This window comes from Paracraurococcus lichenis (genome assembly GCF_030657435.1).
GTDB classification, from domain to species: Bacteria; Pseudomonadota; Alphaproteobacteria; order Acetobacterales; family Acetobacteraceae; genus Paracraurococcus; species Paracraurococcus lichenis.
In genome coordinates, this window is the sequence record NZ_JAUTWS010000084.1 from 1 (window position 1) to 18486 (window position 18486).

An 18486-nucleotide genomic window follows, 5' to 3' on the forward strand; every position below is an offset into this window, starting at 1 on the left:
TCTTGAAGGGGGCGGCTTCCGTTGAAAGGGGGCGAGGAGCTCTACGTCGGCGTTGGCGGCGCAGTTGGTGCATGCTGCGGGCATGCGGCCTCGTCCGCCAGGAATGCTGGCGGGCATGGGCGCGACACAGTGTCTTGGACGGAAGCTGGCTTCAGGAGCCCGCCCAGGTGAAGCGCTCGAAGCGGGGCCAGAGGGCACTCCAGAAGCCCGCGGCAGTCTGGGCAATGACGAGGGTGACGCGGCGGGCGTGGAGCAGGACCCGGCCGCCGACGCGCAGCACGCGCTCGCGGAAGCGGCGTAGGCTCCAGCCGGTGTGGGTGGCGAGTTCCATGGCGCGGCGCCCGGCGTGCATCAGTTCGTAGGCCAGCAGGTGCAGCAGCAGGATGGCCTCGTTGCGGGCGGCGGCGTCGATGCCGGTGGGCAGCGCCGGCAGCGGGTTGTCGCGGTAGCGGCTCTTGGTACGCGGTGCCGAGGACAGCGCCGGCGCGAGGACATCCATTAGCTCGCCGAAATGGCCCTCCGCGGTGCCGCGCTGCCGATAATGCGCCAGCAGGTCTTCGGCAGGCACGGCGGCGGCGCTGAAGCTGGTCAGCAGCCAGAAGTGGTCGAGCAGCAGGTCGTCCGGGCGCTCCTTGACCACCAGCACCACCCGGCGCGGGCGCGACCAGGAACCGGCCTGGTACTCCAACTCGTGCAGCCACAGCCGCGGCTCGATCGGTGGCCGTCCCGGTGGGCGCTTGAGGTACGGCCCAGCCAGCCGATCGAGAGCACGGTTGTTGCGCAGCCTGGCGACATAGGGTGTGCCACGCCGCTCCAGCCCGGCGAGCAGGCGCTCCTCGGGGAAGCCGGCGTCCATGCGCACCGCCGCAACCTGGCACATGGAGCCTTCCAGGCGGTCGACGAGGGCGAGGACGAAGTCGAGCGCGCCCTCGGCGGTGTGCGCATTGCCGGGTCGCAGCCGGGCATCGAGCAGGTCGCCGGTCTCTGCCGCGCAAGCGATGATCGGGTGATACATGCGCTGGTGGTAGTGCCCGTTCCAGGCCGAGCCCGGCTGCTCACCATGCACCTCGACCGGCAGGCCGTCGACGTCGATGGTGAGGTGGCGCAGCTTGTGGCCGCCGCGCTCGGCCCGCAGCCGCCGGGCGGCGAGCTCGCCGACCGCCTCGCGCAGCACTGGCCGGTTGGGCTCGAGCGTCAGGATGTCGAGCAGGCGCGACAGCGTTGGCTGCGAGGCCAGGTGGGCCCCCTCGGCCAGCGGCGTGGTGCTGCGTGTCCCGGCCGCGGCCAGCCGGAGTGCGGGATCGAGCCGCAGGGCATCGGCGTCGTCCTGGTCACGCCAGCCCTGGGCGAAGAGCAGCAGCATGGTGCGCAGCAGGTCGGCCAGCGGGTAGGTCACCAGGTGCGGCTGACGTGGATCGTGCAGCCGTTCTGTCAGCCACTCGATGATCCCGCTGCGCTCCATCACCTCGCGCATGATCACCGCCCCCGCGTCGCTGGTCAGGCGTTCGACGCGGGCCTCAATCACCACGCCCGCGTTGAAGCTCGGATGTAAGGTCGATGGCGTTTCACCCATGGGTGGTTCGGCTCTCGCTGCCATTGCAGCGCAAATGCCTGAATCAGCAACGCATCTCCCGCAAGAGCCCGCTCAGAGCGCTGTCAGCATGAATAGGGCGGGATTACGTCTCGCACGACCCGGAGTATGCCGTTGCGCATTTGCTCCTCCGTAAACAACGCGAGCGCGCGCTGCTCACCAAAAGAGGCACGGGAGGAAGCTGCCGCGGGATTCGCTCGGATCTCGTTGATGGCCGAGACCAAGGCTGAAGGATTCCTTGGCGCGACGAGCAGGCCTGCTCTGCCGTCTGCCAGGATCTCCGCTGCCGCGCCGGTATCAGTCGCGATCAGCGGGGTGCGACATAGCATGGCCTCGACTAGAGTACGGCCAAATGGTTCCGGGTCGACGGAGGGATGCACGACAACATCGACAGCACGCATGAGCGACGCCACGTCCGAGCGGAAGCCGAGGAAATGCACCCGCTCCGCCACGCCCAAGTCTTGCGCCAAGCTGCGCAGCGATTCAGCGTACCGCGTCTCGCCAAACAAAGCTTCTCCGACCACAATGCAATTAGCGTCCGACACATCCTTCAGCGCCTGAAGGAGAATGTGCTGCGCCTTCCAAGGCGAGAGCCGACTGAACACCCCGACGACGAAGCCGGTCGGCAACCCGAGATGCCGCCGACGCTCGTCTCGGCTGGCCTTTGCCATCTCGTCGGGTGCAAGTGTCACTCCGTTCGAGACGATAATCGGCTTTCGCTTGCCGCCGCACAACTGGCTGAACGCATCAGCTGCGGCCTTTGAGGGCACTATCACTCGGCTGGCGAGGCGCGCCAATGCTCGTTGAAGCCGAAGTTGGCCCTTGCCGTAATGGGCAGGCGTGACGATATCATGCAGATGCCAAATGAGCGGGCGCCGCGCGAGGGTGGCGGCCGCTGCTCCGCACACGAACGCTTTCTGTGAGTTGGCATAGATCACTTCGTGGGAGCGCGCGTACGCGCCGATGTCGCCGGCCATCTTGAGTATGTCTACTGCGAATGGTAATGCGCGAAGCAAGCTGCCGTTGCGCGTCACCTCGGAGAAGCCGGATCGGCGCGTTGCCAGCACTGTCCGGACCGCTTTTTGTTCGAGGCGAGTGCGAAGTGGCCCCTCCTCGAACAACCAGACCGACGAAGCTTCGTCGAACTCTTCCAATATTGACAGAAGGATGAGTTCCGCACCTCCGAGCTTGCTAGAGTGGTTCACGAAAAGCACCCTAGGCGCAATACCAGCCTTGTCGTCGACCGCGCATCGAACCTCCATCGCAGCCTTCCCTTTCCGTCCGTATTTCACGAGTCTGCCAAGCGCGTCGAACGTGGACAGAGCTCCCGCCCGCGACTGCCAGTCGCCATGACGCAAGAGTCGGACCGACTCCAGTTTTCTCCCACCCTGTGCGCGAGCCGTTACGGCCTAGGCAGGCCAGCCTTTGGCGAGCTTTGAGGCGCCGGTTCAGAGGCGTCCAGGCCTCGAGACCATCCCGAGCGTAGCCTCCTGACCGGAACCGTCCACACTCGGGACTGACCGGCCAGCCAAGCCGCAGCTCACGCGGACGAAGTTCTCTGCGTAGCGAGCATTCGAGAAGTCGAGGGCTCGACGCCGCGCCGCGGCGCCCACCTGACCAGCGAACTCCGGATTTTCCAGATAGCGGAGCACTGCTGCAGCCAATGCCTCGGTGTTCTCGTAAGGAGCGAACAGGCCGTCCACACCATGGGTGACGATCTCTGTCGGCCCGCCGTTGGCGCCGGCAACCATGGGCTTGCCCAAAGCCATTCCCTCAACGACGACCATGCCGAAAGGTTCATTGTCCGAGGCATGGATTATGACGTCCATCGCCTGCATCCAGATAGGGACGTTGATCTGAAGTCCAGCCAGTGTGATCTTGTCGTTCAACCCCAGCGCCGCACTGCGTTCGGCCAAGTAGTCGGGGTAGTTGGGCTCGAGCTGGTGCTTGCCTCCGACAATCACGCAGTGGGCCTCCGGGCACTGCGCCATGATACGCGGCATCGCTTCTATCACCGTATGTATGCCCTTCCATCGCTGCAGGCGCCCCACGATGCCGATGAGCGGCCCGGTGCACGGCAGGCCAAGGCGGCGCCTTGCCTCCTCGGGCGAAACCAGGATTGCGGGATCGAAACGCTCCAACGATACGCCAGGGTAGACGAGGTGTACCGGACGACGTGGCCATAGGCGAGCATGGCGGGCTTGCGCAGCACGCGAGACGGTCATCACCCCGCGCGCGGGGAGCATGAAAGCCAGGCGCTCCAGGAGACTTGGCCGCAATGGCGCTTCCAACTGATACCAAATAGCCGGTACGCCTGCCAAGATCGCGGCCGGGCTTGAGTAGAGGCTCGCCTTCCACATCCAGCCCACGACCAGTTCGGCGCGATCCTCCCGCAGGAGAGCGGAAATGCGTCTGACGGTGGATGCATAGCGGCCAATGTCGCGGAGGCGCCCACTCGGCACCACATGCACTCGGCTGCCCATGTCGGCTACTTGCTGTACCAGAGGTCCAGCTTCGAGGAAAATTACCGACCAAGTGATGCCTTTGCCCTGGCCGTTGCGCACTAAGTCCAACAGTGAAATCTCACCGCCACCACGCAACTCGCCGAGCGGCATGACGATAGAAAGATTCATGCATTGCTTCCCAACAAGCGATGGCCGCTCATTCGGCCTTCGCTGGCCTGCGGGTTTGGTCGCCGATCATTCATCAGGCCGTGCTCGATAGTATTCGCGGCTGAGTGGCGGGTCGTGGTTGACGCGCGGACTGCTCGGCGAGCCGCAATGCCCTGTCCCGCCGCGCCGCGACGCCGACAGCATTGGCATAACCGGCACACATCCAGGTTATGGCGCCGTCGAAGCCAACGATGTTGCTAAATGCATAACCGGTCGCGTGGGCTACGACGACCGCCGCCATCACCAGCGCATCCTGACTGCTGGCCGAACGGGCCGCGACGACTGTTTGCACCACTAACGCCAGAACGCCTGCGAGGTAAATCGAGCCGGCTATCCACCCGAGTGTGAGGTAGATCGCGAGCGGGCCCGAATCGACCGTCACCATCGCCGCCTTCGATGAAACAGTAGCACCGCGTCCGATGGCACCCACGCCCAGGCCGAATGGGTGGTCGTCAACTACAGCCGGCAGCGTAGAGTAAATCGCCGCTCTCTCCTGGGCACTGTAATCCTCGTCAAGATGGCCCATCGAGTTAAGGCGCCTTTCCACCCGGTTGGCCGCCTCGGGGAAGACGAGGAACATCCCCGTCCCCAGAGAACTGGTGACCAAGGCGACCAGGACAATCGCACTAACGACTGTGCGCAAGGTTCCCGCCCGGGTGAACAGGATTGCGCTGCAAATCCCAACAGCCAAAATGCCAAGTGCGCCACGGACCAAGGTCAGCAACAGTAGCGCGCCCACGGCGGGACTCAAGACTAGCATCAACTTGGTGCGAAAGTGCAGCGCGAACAGCAACAAGGTCGCAAGCCAGACGGCGAGATGCCCCGGAAAGTTCAACGTGCTGAACGGACGCAGGCCGTATGGCACGGGCTGGCCCAACATCTGCATCCCGGCGTCGCGCACCCAGGCTGCATCCCAAGGGGCGGGCCCGAAGTACTGACTCAAGCCGTAGCCGGCAACCACGATCATATTGAGCGTTAGGAAGACCCTGAAATGTGGCTCTGCCTTCTGGATCTGCTGCCACTGCGCGAGCAGGTAGAAGTAATATAGCAGCGGCGTCACCCAGTCCGCCGCTGCCACGGCGCCCGGAACTATGTCCCCGCGCACGAAACTGACGGCGATTCCGTAAAGAACCGGCAAGAGGAGAAACAGACCGGACAGCGCTGCACGCAGGCGCAGGAGTTCATGCCGGAAAAGAATGTCTCTCAGCATAAACAGGGACATGACGTTAGGTGTGGCCAAGACGATGTTCACCGCATCGAAGCCGGCATGGTAATCGATCAGTCGTCGCGCCAGGGGCGTGATGGTCCAGAACCAGAATGTGGCGGTCAGAAAGAGCCACGGCGAGCGCTTCACGTAGTAGGCGGCGATCGCCACCCCCGCCCCGATGTAAAACAGGCGGCCAAATGGGCCGAGCCCCACGCGTGAGAGCACTTCGGTGACAGCGACGGTGACGGCGACGACCAGCATCTGTCCGATCGCCTGCATCCAGGGCGAGGTACCCATTGCATCTCGCCTGAACCCAATCATGGGAGGCTTCCCGACAAGTTGGCGGTCCTATCACGACGCCGAAACAGAACATGGACGGACCGAGTTCCGACAACCTCGTGGTTGATCGGGAAGTGACGGTCATCGGTCGCTTCCCATCCCTGTGTGCAACCTTGTTCCCAAGTCGGTTGTGCAACTATCCGCTGCGGCCCGACAGCATAAATGGCGGCGGCTTTATCGGCCAAGGCTGCCGGCCAGGCAGGCCGAAGGGGAAGTTCTGCGTCAAGGACGGCATTGTCCAGCATGTGGTCCCGGCGAGGGGTCGTCATACCGGAGCCTCGTTAAGGATAAGTAGGCAGGGCGTGTCTGTCACCATGACGCTCAAGACGATGCCGTCCACCGATCGATCCAGCACGGCAAGATGCGGCGAACCGCCACCGATCGGATCGGTTGCCGTAACTGCGACACTGATCCCGGCGAGGCCGGTGATTCTGAGGCGCATCTGCTGGGGCGGGAGCTTCGTGCGGATATCACGGGTCATGATGTAATAGGCAAGGACGAACCGATGTGTGCTCGACTGGAACGGCAGCACCGTCAGGCAATCAGATGCACGCAGCGGCGGCGTGGCAGGATGGTGGTTTCCGGGAAAGACTTCCAGCGTCGCATCGCCGGGAAAGTACTCAATTCCGAGGTTTCGGACCGGCACATCGCGACGATGATCGTGGCTGATAACGGCGTTGGCGCGCGACAAGGTCCGCAGTGTCGGTGACATCAGGCTGGATGGTTCCTGCCCAAGCAGTTGATGCGGGCCGCCAAAGGCAGTGAACAGGTAAACGCGTGCGGCCCCGATCCCGAGGAAAAAGATCATTGCACGGAGGCAGAAGCGCTGCCGGAGCCATTCGGCCCGCCCCGGCTCGGTCCAACCATGCTCTGTGGGGTCCACGCCGATTTCGGTGATCCAGACATCCACGGGCAAAACTGCACCCGTGTCGCTCTTGCGTGCCAAGCGACCATGCATGGTTTCGTAGATCGGGTTCGACTCGGTCGAGAGATCGCGCCACAGGGTCTCCGTCTGGATCGCGGTAGCGAGGTACTCAGGGAAGAAGACGTCGTAGGTTGGCACATAGCTTGTGTGCTGGCCATCACCTCCGAGCGCCGTGCCGGATTGCTCCTCATCCGGGAAGTGCTTGCTGGGTGGATATGGATGTTTGCTGATCGCCGAGACGCGCGCTGGCTGAAGCGACGCCGCGGTCCAGGGGATCGTGCTGGCGAAGCCGTTGCTCAGGGCGACGCCGGCAAAGCGCCGAGGATTTGCTGTGACGTGGCGCGCGGTACGCTGGACGATGTCGTCCCAGATCACACCCGGATCAGGACGAGGTTGCTGCAACTCGGCGCTGCGGTAGTTGTTCAGCGAGAGGAAGGCAGAACCGAAGGTGAGTTCGTTCCAAATCTCCAGATCGAATCCTTGGTCGCTTCCGTTAAGGCTGCCGAGAATCGAGCCGGCGAGCTCACCAACCATATCTACGTAGCGCAGCCATCCGCTCATCGTCTTCTCGTACTCGGCTGAGCCGCGTACGGAGAAAGGTACGTATCGGAGCGTCGCAAGGCGCAAGGTTTCGCCGGACCTGAGAGCCCGTGGCAACGCCTTTGACAGCGTGAGGCTTTGACCTTGGATCCGGGTGACAAGGAACTCCGCCATGATTCCCTGATCACCCAGGTCGCAAAGACCGGTCAGATTCGGGCGGACGCCGAAAGTGGAGGCAAGTTCGACCGATCGCACCCCTTTCGGCGCTGCCGCCGCGGTCCGAGCTTCGAAAATCTCTGCGGGCACTGGATGGCCGTGATGCGCATTCAGGAGGATAAGCGGCCGTAGCCGGGCGTGCATGCACTCACGGAGCAGTTTCCGTAGGTCGGCCTCGTTGCGGAAGAAGCGCTCCGACGCATAGTCGAGCTCGCCCCAGCCGATTTCCACTCTGACCGTTCGAAAGCCGCTGCGTGCCAGGACATCCACTGTGCCAGCGGGTAAGCTCGGAACGTTACCTAGCACGATGCCACAGCCCTGCGCTGCGCGCGCGGCCGGCACGCTGGCGCGCGCTGATCGCCAGGGCTGCAACCAGTGCGAATGACTGCCAAACGGAAGTTCCCGCATTGGATCGCCGCGGTGGTAAGGCGCCGCGCCCGTGGGTGCCCCGCTCGCTGTAGGCGCTGACGCCGTCGGCTTCGGCCAAATGCCCGAACTCACCATCAGCCCCGCCAGTCGTCGTTTCGAGACACGCATCACGTTAGACCCGCGGCACGGAAGAGAGCGGCGTACCGTCGCGCCGCATCCTATTGGTTCTCCGGTGAGACGCGTGCGCACGCTCCGCCGCGACCAACGTGAGCAGATCGAGGTATCGCGTGGCCATTGCCTTCCAGGAATGCCGCTCAGCCAAGGCGCGGGCCCGGTGTGCCATCGCCTGCCGCCGCACGGCATCAGCAACCAGGCTTTGCAACGCGCATGCCAACTCGTCGATTGACTCGCTGTTCGCAATCACGACGCCGACCTCGGGGGTGACAAGTTCCGAACCACCCGTACTGCGGGCAGTGACAACCGGAAGCCCGCTTGCCAGCGCCTCAAGGAGAACCAGCGAGCAAGCCTCGTAGCGCGAAGGAAAGACAAACAGATCAGCGGAGCGCATCAGGTCCGGCATGTCCCGCCGGAAACCTAGGAAATGCACCCGATCCGCCACCCCGATCCGGCAGGCAAGTTCCGGATAGGGGGTGCCTTCAGCGCGCCCGGCGACTGCGAGGTGAAGTTCCGGAACCCGGGTGAGCGACCGGAGAACGGTGTCGAGGTTCTTCCGCGGTGACCTGAGGTCTCCCGCGAAGAGAGCCAACGGCACGCCCTCCAGCATGCCGAAGCGCCGCCGTTCGGCCGGTCCGGGGAAGAATTCAGTGATGTCAACACCGTTTGTTATAGTAATGGTCCCCTGCTGTGATTGACAAACGCGTCGGAGGTCGCCGGCGACACTCTCCGATACAGGGACTAGGTAGCGCGAACGACGAAATGCTCCCGCTTCGAGCATGACATTTATGCGACTATAGACGCTAGCGTATAAACCCTTCAGCCCATCACGGATGCCTCCGGGATGGCTCGGTGACGATAGCCAGGAGGCGTGGACAAAGTGCACTGCGTTGATGTCACACTTGGCCCATGTGACGAAGCCGTTGGCGAGCAAGGCGTCGAGCCAGTTGGCTTCCCGCCGAAGTGCGAGGTAGCTGCGCAAAGCGAAGAGTTGGTCGCGCAGCAACCGAGACGGCAGCCAAGGCGGCGGTGTCAGGAGCACGGTCCGCAAACCTTCTGCGCCGAGCGTCGGCAAGCCCTGCACCTGCTCGGCAAAAAGCGTCACCTCGTGCCCTTGCCGAATCGCCTCGACGGCAATCTCCATATTGACTCGACCCTGACCATCGTTTCGATCTACTTTCGGCGTGATAATAGCGAGTCTCACTGGAGCATCTCCCGCTCGGCACGCCAATCGGCCTGAACACCGGATGCGAGTGGGTGGCGGAATACTGAGGCAAAGCCGGCCAGCCGGCCGGCCTGCGTGGTCCACAAACGCCGCCAAGTCCGACTGCCGAGCCTTGGCATATACCGAACGGCTTGCAGCAGCCCCGGAGCGATCGATGTTCCGACAAGCAAGGACCACGCGACGAAAGCGAGCCGGCCGCCGGGGCTCAACGCGCGCCATACTGCGACAACCTCGTTATGGGCGAAATCGAACAAGCCGCTCTCGTCCGGCATGGCCTTCGTTTCAGCCGACCAAGCATAGGCGCGTGGTGTCGAATGGTGCGCGCTGAAGTGGTCTACGGCCACCGCCGGATCGTAAAGCAGCTTCCATCCGTTCATACGTACGGTCATGGCAAATGACGAGTCCTCAAGAGGTTGCGCCCCGGCGCCCCGCAGCCGTCGATCGAAGCAAAGGCCCTCGATGGCTGCCCTGCGATAGCTCATGTTCGCCCCCTTGAGGAAATCGACGCTGCGCGGCGCCCCCACCCCACGATGGTGACCGCCGATCATCCGTCCGAACCACTGGAGCCGGCCCACTACCAGCGTGCCCGCGGTGTCAAATGCGACACCGTCGTGGCACCAGTCACGCCCTCCAAGGCCGCCGAGCTGAGAATCCATGGTGAAGTGCACCAAAATGCGATGCAGCCAATCAGCATGGGGAACCGTGTCATCATCGGTGATGGCGAGCACGTCCGTCCGGCATGCACGCAAGCCGGCGTTCAACGCGGCAACCGTTCCTGGCTGGCTCACTGTTATGATCCGCAGCGGTAAGCCATCTACTAGACTGCTCGCCAGAGCCTCCGATGTCAGGACGTCGTCCTGACGGATTACGACGACGACATCATCGGGCCGACGGTCCTGTCGGTTTAGTGCCGCCAGAAGCCGCAATAGGAACTGCGGACGCCGATAGCTGCACACCTGCACGCCAATCGTCCGCGGAACAAGGTTCGGCTGTCTGCCGGTGCAGGTCACAGGCCCGCCGCCCAGGCAATATCGGCGCGTTTAATCAACAGCCGCGGCAAGCGGATCTTCAGCACCGTTGGGAAGCAGGTCAGAACGCATGCTAGGCGGAGACTCCCGCCCATTAAGCTTCCGCAAGCGGCACCAAGCACTCCCAAATGCGGCACCAACAGTAATACCGACACCAGGGAACCGATTACGCCAACGACCTCGGCGATGGTGACCGTGCCGGGATGGCCGGAGCCGCTGAAAGCCTGAGCTAGACTCCGGGCAGTGCTGGTCACGATGCTTTCGATCAATAGGATCAGGAAAGGCGCGATCGCCCCGTCGAAATGCGCGCCGTAGAGCAGTGGCAGCGCGAAGGGTGCAACGCTCGCGCAGCCCAGCGCTGCAATCAAGTTCAACCCCGTTGTGACTCGCGTCACCCGCGTAACCCGATCGACAACGTTGGAGGTGTCCTCAGCTGCCACGGTCGGAAACAGCACGGTAGAAACCGCGCCCTGAACCACATAGAGCACTCGCGACAGGCTCACCGCCACGGCGTAAGTACCCGCCGCGGCCGGCTGGAGTACCAACACTATTACGAACTGATCGAGATAGCCGGATAATGTGGCGAGCAGATCCACGCCGTAGAAGCGCAAGCCGTAACTCAGGAGACGTCCCGGAAAGGGCGATGCCAAGGTGATCTGGCATGCAAGAGTGCGCCAGGCATGCACGCAGAGGTAACAAAAGGACAGACAGGTGGGCAGAACGTAGGCGGCGAGCGCCGTATGTGGCGTGAGTACGTCGAACGCAGCAAGAAGCCCGAGGAAAATCAAGGTACCAAAACTCTGTAGATAAATCATACGACTGGCGATGGCGAACAGACCGGCCACCTCGAGCACCCCGGTAAGCAACGGCGCCACGGCCCCGAGCGGTACGGAAGCCAGCAGAATGCGGGCGACGTAGATGGTATCTGCAGTGTATTGGCGAAGGTAGATCGGGACTAGTGCGTAAGCGGCCGCGGCTACCGTGAGCCCAGCCAGGCTCGTCAGGACCAATGCACCGCCGAAGTAGCGACATCCGTTGGCGCAATCCAATTTGATATTGTAGATGAGCGATGCATGGAGACCTAACGTCGAAACGTTCGAAAGCACCAAGGATCCCACGATCAAGGCTGCCAGTTCGCCGCGGCCCTCTGGCCCCAAGCAGACTGCGGTCAGCCAGCCGCAGAGAAGATTGGCTGCCAGCGCGAACATGCGACTTGTCGTGAGGTGCACCACTGCCATCATCGCAGGACGCTTGCGCAGTGACCTGAGCACCGTCAGCAGCACTACGTCGCTCCTCGCTCAAGGTGATAAGCATTATATTTTCGCATGTATTGACCATCGTCACCGTTCGAGCGGACGTATTTCCGCGTGTCGACCTTGGAAAGCACGACGCCGGTGACCTCCGTTCCATTGCGCGCCAACAGGCGGATCGCTGATTGAACCGCCTTTCGCGGTGAGCGCCCCCAATTGACCATGAGCACGACATCGTCGGCCAGGAAGGTCAGCCGCAAGGCGTCCGAGACGGCCAGCACTGGTGGTGTGTCCAAGATCACTAGGTCATGCCGTTTCTGCATGTCTCGGATCAGATCCGGAAGGGCCTGCTCAGCGAGGGCGCGGCGTGGATCTCTGGCCGGATTGGGCGAAGCCAGCACGGCCAGACCGCCATGTTGGTCCTTCATCACTTGAACCTGCAATCCGCCGAAGGTTGATTGCTGCAAGATAGCGGGAGCGGGTTCGGCTTTCTCAGGCGCTGTGATCAGGCTACTGATCCTGGGCTTGCGGAAGTCGCATTCGATCAGAGCGGCCGATATGCCGCTCTGCATGGCGCAGCGGCCGAGCGCTAGCGAGAAGGATGTTTTACCTTCCCCGGGGAGTGCCGAGGTGACCAGCACCACCCTCCCTCGCTGCTTATTCCTCATTGAGGGCCGCCCAGTCAGGCTAATCAGAATCGAATGCAGCGCCTCGGCCCGAACAGACTGCGGCGCCTCCACGACCACGTCGTGGGGCGCCTGATTGCGAATCGGCTTAGGAAAGAGGCCGAGGACGCGCAGGCCAGTATGCTCCTCAATTTGGTCGGGATTGCGGTAGACATTCGAGGTCATGCTGCGGACGAAGGCTAGGCCTGCGCCGACACCGATGGAGGCCAGGAAGATGCCAGCTACCATCATCTTTGTGCGCGGATATGACGGGACTTTCGGCGGAGAGGCCTCCACCACCACCCGCGCGTTGGGTCTCTGAAAGCCGTGCTCGACCTCGATCTCCCTGAGCCGGCTGGCAGCGCCCTCATAGAGAGTGCGCATCGACTTCGCGTCGCGCTCAAGTTCGCGCAAACGCGCGCCGGCCTGTCCCTCGGTGGTAAATTGGGCCTGCAGGTTGCGTGCCTCTTCCGCTATGGAAGCCCTTCTTTCCTGTAGCGCCGCAACTTCGCCACTCAACGCCGCGATCGTCCGCGCCGCCTCAGACCTGATCTGCTGGCGCGCCTGCTCGATCTGTGACGCCGACGCGCGAACATCCGGATGCGAAGGACCAAGACGAGAACGTATACTCGCTTCCGTGTCCACGAAGTGGTTATATCGCTCGATGAGTCGTTGGAGGACCGGAGCGGCGACAATTGAGGCGGTCAGTTCGGATTGTCCGCCGTCAGCGAGACTCCGAAGTTGCCGGAGGACTCCCTCCTTGCTCACCAGCTCCGAGCTCGCAACCGTCAGCTGCGAGTTCAGCTCTGAAAGCCGCTGTGCGACGATCGTTTCCCCGCGGACCGGGTCGAGCTGGTAGGTTCGGCGATACTCGTCCGCGGCGGCATCCGCGGCCAGCATTTGCGTCCGAATTTGCGCGACGTAGTTCGACAGCCAACCGGTTGCCTCCGCCGCTAGGTCGGTCGCGTCGCGCAACTCCTGAGATACAAATTCCTTACCGTAAGTATTGGCGATTTCGGCCGCCAGATCGGGTCGTCCTGCTTCGGCGAGTATATGAATGATGTAGGAGCGGCCATCGCTGTAGGCGCTGACGTTGCCCAGCAGGATGTTCACCGCTTCCGCCGTCGTGAGATCACAGCTCTCATCGTCGGCTCGGTCGTCCACTTCGCCGGTTATGGCACTCCATACGCGATTCGGCCACTTGCCGGACGTCGCGAGTTCTGCGCAGAACTCCGGCTTTCGCGTCAGATTCAGCTGCTTCACAACCTGCTCAGCAAGCCGCGGCGAACGCAACATCTCCATCTTTGTTCGCAAGGACTCGACGTCTAGTTGCTGATTCGGCAGCAAGTTCTCCCCTTGCAGCAGACGGGGCTGACGAAGGTCTAGCATGAAGGCGAGATCAGCCGTGTAGCGCTTCGGCAGTTGCTGCACGAACGCGGCACCGATTCCAGCCATGACAAGCGCAAAGAGGAGTATGCTCCATTTGTGGCGCAGCGCCATTTGGATCGGTGTGGCGCCCCCGACCTGACGTTCGAGTTTATACGGCAGCGCGGCGGAGTTCGATCCGCTGTCTGCGGTAATGTCAACCGTGTCCGGCATCAGGCCAGAATTCTCCATGATGCCAATTGCCAACCATAAATGTCGCAGTCCTCCTCTAATAGACTGTCGTTTCGGACTTGGGCCAACATGGCCTGCTCGGCCCGAAGCTGAGGATGCGCAGGATGTTTCATCAGAGAAGTTCCCGGTAGATTTGGGCGATGCTGGGGACCATAACCGCCCAGTCGAGGTGAGCCCGAGCGTAGGCTCGGCAGGCTTCGGCCGACGGTACGGAAGCCGGATTCTGCAGCGCAGCGGCGATGCCGGTTGCGAGAGCAGCGGCATCCGTTCCCGAGAGGACGAGAGTTTTGGAAAGGCCCGACACGACCTCGGGCAGGCCACCGACAGGTGTGACCAGAGCCGGGGTCCCAGCGGCGAGCGACTCCGCGACGATAAGACCGAAGCCTTCCAGCGCTGTGGATGGCACGATGGTCAGATCCGCCGCACGATAGGCCCAGGGCAGCCGGCCGTCGGCGACAAAGCCGAGAAAGGTCACTCGGTCAGCCACACATAGTTCCGCCGCACGCGCCTCTAGCGCAGACCGCTCCGGCCCGACCCCAGCGATGTGGAGTTCGACGTCTTGGTTCTGGTCTCGCAGCAGGCGGACCGCGTCAATGAGGCGATCGACTCCCATGCGTCGGACCAAGCGCCGAACCGCGAATAGTACCGGCCGACTTTGGCACCATCCGAGCGCCGCGCGGGCCTCGGTGCGCGTTGCCGGACAGGCGAAGGCGGCCAAATCGACCCCGCCCGGCACGATACGGAGCTTGGCTTCAGGCACGCCGTAATCTTCAATAGCGATCCGGGCGAAAGCCTCAGACAGCACGATCACGCGGTCGGCTCGGCTGTAGACTACCCGCTCGATCCCGTACTTGACCCACGATGCTGCGCGGTTCTGTCCTTCTGCCCTGCTTTCCGACGCCCAGGGGCCGTGGAAGTGCACCACGAAAGGACGCTCCCGCAAGCAGTCCAGCAGCGGCAAGGCATAAAGTGCAAAGTGCGAAGCGATAAGATCAATTTCCTGCGATACACAACTATGCCGGAAGATCTGGCGAATGATCGCAGCCCTTTGCAGCTGGGACGTACGCTCAACTCTAAAAGCGGTAATGCGCCGTCTGGTCTCGCGCTCGGGAAGCCTGCTCCCGGGAACCACACCGCGCACGTCGAAGCCTGAGGCGGGAAGATGGCGATAGAGATTGTAGAACACGTTCTCGGCGCCGCCCTTGCTCTCGTTGAACCAGCCAGGGCCAATCTGGAACAGGGCATGCGGCATTAAATCACTTCGCCCTTCAGCGCACCGGCATTTGTTGCTCGAGAACCCATGTCAGCACGCATTGCGCATCCTGACGACCGCCAGGATGGTCCGGACAACTATTAAGACATCAAGGAATAAAGACCAGTTCTCGATGTACTCCATATCGCTCTGCAGTCGGCCGAGGAGCTTCTCCTCTGTATCCGTAGGTCCACGCCAACCGCGAACCTGCGCCAGTCCGGTGAGCCCGGGCTTGACACGGTGCCGGGCGGCGTAGTGAGGTGACAGTTCCTCGAAACTGCGGCCACCGGCGAGTGTTCCTAGCGCGTGCGGCCTGGGCCCGACGAACGACATGTCGCCGCGAACCACGTTGATGAGCTGCGGCAGCTCGTCAAGCGAGGTTCTGCGAAGCAGACTACCTAATTTGGTGACTCTCAGATCACCGGCGGTGACCTGACAAGAACCGTCGTAGTCGGCCACGTCATGATGCAGAGTACGGAACTTGAGAATCCAGAAGGGCCTGTTCCTCAAGCCGACCCGCTGCTGACGGAAGAGAACCGGACCACGGCTATCCAGGCGAATAGCAATTGCAATGAGCAGCATGGGCACCGCGGCGACAACCAGAGCCGCAGTTGCCAGCATGTAGTCTTCGGCAGCCTTGATCACGGCGCTCCACCCGACAAGCGGGCCCCTGAGCAGGCTTGTGGACCGGACCGGACCTATTAATCCTTCCGCATCATACAACAAGCGGATCCCGACGCGGTGGGCGGAAAGCTGGTGAAGCGCCTGTTCGGCATAAGGCGTCGCGAGCCAAGAGCTAAAAACGACGATTTCGTCAACCTCGCCGCGCTCAATGTGTCGGACCAGGTCTCCAAATCCATCGAGATACCGGACTCCTGCAGCATGAACCGGCCGACGTGCAGGCGGATGAACCAAGATGCCGCAAACGGCGAGGTGATGCTGCCTGTCTCGCCCGAGGTGATTCATCATCGCTGCGGTTTGTTGGTCAGAGCTGATGATGACTGCCCGCCGTGCGAGGAGCCGGCCCAGCGAGCCGCTCAGCAAACGCGCGACCCCGATACGCCAAAGCATAATACCGCCGATTGCAGCGAGGGCTGTACCGGACAGCCACTCGAGACGGGCGGTACCGACCGGCACGAAAACTAGGCCGCACAGCAGCACTGCTAACCAGGCCAACATGCAGGCGCCAAGCGCGATCTTGAGCTGGTCGGTCAGCCGCCCTAACATCGCCGGCTTGTAGGCGCCAGCCCACGCAAGGTTGCAGCTCAACGTGACGAACGCCAGGACCGACAGGTTGGCGAGGACCGCGAGGCTGATATCGCAGTTAGGAAGTGTTGCCCTAAGCGCCGTAACCGGCGCAAGGATGACGACAAAGTCTACGATCGCGATACCTAGCGGGAACAGCAGCAGCAGAAGCTGACGTCCCCGTGCCGAACGCCAGGGGACGGCTGCTTGGTCATGCTTGATCCGCAGCCACGACTGGCTGAACTGGTCCCGCTCGGAGGACGCGCCGCCGAGATCCGTTTGAACGTCATCGGACATCGCCGTCAATCCGCGCTAAATCGATTTGGCACGAGGGCAGGCTGGCGATGGGGCGTCACATGCGACGAGAACGCCATTTTGTTGCGTCGTTGCTGACTCACAGCGCGGTGGACGAACGCACTGAAGGCGGAGCGAAAACGCTGATCTGAGAAGCGCTCCGCATTGCTGATGCATGCCTCGGGAGTGAAACGCTCCCGATTGGCTTCGAAGCTGTGCACGGCGTCGACGATGGCGTCTTCGCTCTGCTCGTCGAAAAACAGGCCAGTGGGTTGGCTGTCCGTTGAGAGATCAAGGACGGTCTCGGTCAATCCGCCACATCCGTATGCAATTACCGGCGTCCCCGCTGCCTGTGCTTCGACGGCCGTGATGCCAAAGTCCTCAATACCCGCGAAGAGGAACGCCCGCGCGCCACTTAAGAGATCGCGGACCACCTCGTCGCTTTGGTATCCAAGTACTTCGACATTCGGAACCTGCAACGCACTGAGCTTCTTCAATTCGGGTCCCGTACCGACGATCTTTAAACGCCGCTCGGGCATACGAGCAAAAGCGCGGGCAAGCAGGTCAACTCGCTTGTACGGAACGAGACGTCCAACAGAAATATAGTAATCACCCTTGTTCTGCACCTCAAAATTCTGAACGGACACTGGTGGGTAAATCACCGTCACATCGCGGCGATGAGTTCGATGCAGACGACGGGCAACGAAATGCGAGTTCGTCACCAGTGCGTCGGGCCTTTGCGCAGCGGCGTAATCCCAAATGCGCGCCTTGTGTAAAGTTCGCCGGGCCGCAAGACCGAGCAAGCCGTGCTCCAGATGAGCGCTTCGCAAGTACTCGTGCTGAAGATCCCAAGCATACCGCATTGGCGTATGCACGTAAGAAACGTGTATTTGATCTGGATTCGTCAACACGCCGTAAGCCACACTGTGGTGGCTTGAGAGCACCAAGTCATAGCCAGTCACATCGATTTGTTCGACCGCAATGGGCCAAAAGTGGAGAAGCTTTCGATAGTAAAATTTGACGGCCGGCAACTTTTGCAGAAACGAAGTGGTAATAGTATGCGCACCTAGGAAGCCCCGCTCCAACTTTGGAACGAGGTCAAGGACGGCAAAGATGTCCGCCTGCGGAAATATCCGTAGGATCTGCTCGATCACGCGCTCTGCGCCACCGAAAGCGGACATGGAGTCGGTGACGAGAGCTACCTTCATGTCAGCATCCCTTGATTCCTATAGCGCCACGGCAGCCGCAATCGAAGGCACAATCCATTTTTTTATTAAGTGCTCGCGTAATAACACTCCGCCGAGAGTGCTTTGATCGCGATACCAGCACAACCTGAGCTGTGCGGATATCGCGAATTTGTGTTGATAACGAGGTGTTTCCATGTAGCAAAGTATCTCGATATGTTTACAATCGCGATCGTCAAGCTTGATTCCGAGGGTACGGCAGGAATTTACTTCGCCATATGCTCTGCTTCGGGGCGCGGGGAAAGCGTGTAGTTCCACTGCGGGCAGTCGGCATGCTTGGTGAGTAGCAAGCGCTGCATTTCGGCGTCGGAGACGACCTCGCCCTGCTCATTGTCGGCGCGCTTGAGGCAGGCGGTAACTGTCAGGCCAGTTGCGGTGGTGGTTCCAGCGATTATTTAGCCGGCCGTGGAGCCTGTTGCTGAATGGCCGGGGGCTGCCGTTTGAAGCGGTTCAGGACGGCGGGTAGATGCTGTCAATGCTGATCGAAAATTCCACAGAAGCGCTGGACGAAAATTCCCCAGTTGTCGGGTCAGCTACGGGGCTGATTGAGGCTCGGCGGGCTGCTGCTTGGACGGCCTGCCGCGGCGCCGGGTCGGTTGGGGCGGCGGCGTGACCTGCCGTGTGGTGGCGGTG

At 62.0% G+C, this 18486-nt stretch carries 13 protein-coding genes; all 13 read right to left on the minus strand.

Going from position 1 to position 18486, the window contains the following annotated elements; translation table 11 throughout:
- Positions 1–151: 151 nt before the first annotated feature.
- The 13 genes from Q7A36_RS33835 to Q7A36_RS41795 all read right to left on the minus strand — a co-directional run bounded on the left by Q7A36_RS33835 (position 152) and on the right by Q7A36_RS41795 (position 18248).
- Positions 152–1573: an IS1380 family transposase gene (locus Q7A36_RS33835; RefSeq protein WP_305108217.1), complete on the minus strand. Its 1422-nt coding sequence runs from the start codon at positions 1571–1573 to the stop codon at positions 152–154.
- Positions 1574–1656: 83 nt separating this feature from the next.
- Entirely contained in the window at positions 1657–2853 is a 1197-nt protein-coding gene (locus Q7A36_RS33840) for a glycosyltransferase (RefSeq protein WP_305108218.1), read from the minus strand.
- 186 nt (positions 2854–3039) lie between these two features.
- Positions 3040–4224 carry a glycosyltransferase family 4 protein gene (locus Q7A36_RS33845; protein WP_305108219.1) on the minus strand — a complete coding sequence of 395 codons (1185 nt, stop codon included), beginning with the start codon at positions 4222–4224 and terminating at the stop codon, positions 3040–3042.
- 73 nt (positions 4225–4297) lie between these two features.
- On the minus strand, positions 4298–5731 hold the full coding sequence (locus Q7A36_RS33850) for a hypothetical protein (RefSeq protein ID WP_305108220.1): 1434 nt from the start codon (positions 5729–5731) through the stop codon (positions 4298–4300).
- 343 nt (positions 5732–6074) lie between these two features.
- On the minus strand, positions 6075–7721 hold the full coding sequence (locus tag Q7A36_RS33855; RefSeq protein ID WP_305108221.1) for a hypothetical protein: 1647 nt from the start codon (positions 7719–7721) through the stop codon (positions 6075–6077).
- Positions 7722–8031: 310 nt separating this feature from the next.
- A complete protein-coding gene (locus Q7A36_RS33860; RefSeq protein ID WP_305108228.1) occupies positions 8032–9342 on the minus strand; it encodes a glycosyltransferase family 4 protein in 1311 nt (436 codons plus the stop codon).
- On the minus strand, positions 9234–10268 hold the full coding sequence (locus Q7A36_RS33865; protein WP_305108222.1) for a glycosyltransferase: 1035 nt from the start codon (positions 10266–10268) through the stop codon (positions 9234–9236). The genes Q7A36_RS33860 and Q7A36_RS33865 overlap by 109 nt, the downstream gene beginning before the upstream one ends.
- A complete protein-coding gene (locus tag Q7A36_RS33870; RefSeq protein WP_305108223.1) occupies positions 10265–11569 on the minus strand; it encodes a lipopolysaccharide biosynthesis protein in 1305 nt (434 codons plus the stop codon). The genes Q7A36_RS33865 and Q7A36_RS33870 overlap by 4 nt, the downstream gene beginning before the upstream one ends.
- Positions 11569–13800 (minus strand): GumC family protein, encoded by a 2232-nt coding sequence (locus Q7A36_RS33875; protein WP_305108224.1) that lies wholly within the window; start codon positions 13798–13800, stop codon positions 11569–11571. Before Q7A36_RS33875 ends, Q7A36_RS33870 begins: the two co-directional genes overlap by 1 nt.
- A gap of 130 nt (positions 13801–13930) precedes the next feature.
- On the minus strand, positions 13931–15070 hold the full coding sequence (locus Q7A36_RS33880) for a glycosyltransferase family 4 protein (RefSeq protein WP_305108225.1): 1140 nt from the start codon (positions 15068–15070) through the stop codon (positions 13931–13933).
- A 51-nt stretch (positions 15071–15121) separates the two neighbouring features.
- The gene (locus tag Q7A36_RS33885) at positions 15122–16612 is read right to left on the minus strand and encodes an exopolysaccharide biosynthesis polyprenyl glycosylphosphotransferase (protein ID WP_305108226.1); all 1491 of its coding nucleotides are present in this window, start codon (positions 16610–16612) and stop codon (positions 15122–15124) included.
- 5 nt (positions 16613–16617) lie between these two features.
- On the minus strand, positions 16618–17817 hold the full coding sequence (locus Q7A36_RS33890) for a glycosyltransferase (protein WP_305108227.1): 1200 nt from the start codon (positions 17815–17817) through the stop codon (positions 16618–16620).
- 242 nt (positions 17818–18059) lie between these two features.
- Positions 18060–18248 carry an ISAzo13-like element transposase-related protein gene (locus Q7A36_RS41795; protein ID WP_370655747.1) on the minus strand — a complete coding sequence of 63 codons (189 nt, stop codon included), beginning with the start codon at positions 18246–18248 and terminating at the stop codon, positions 18060–18062.
- Positions 18249–18486 lie beyond the last annotated feature (238 nt).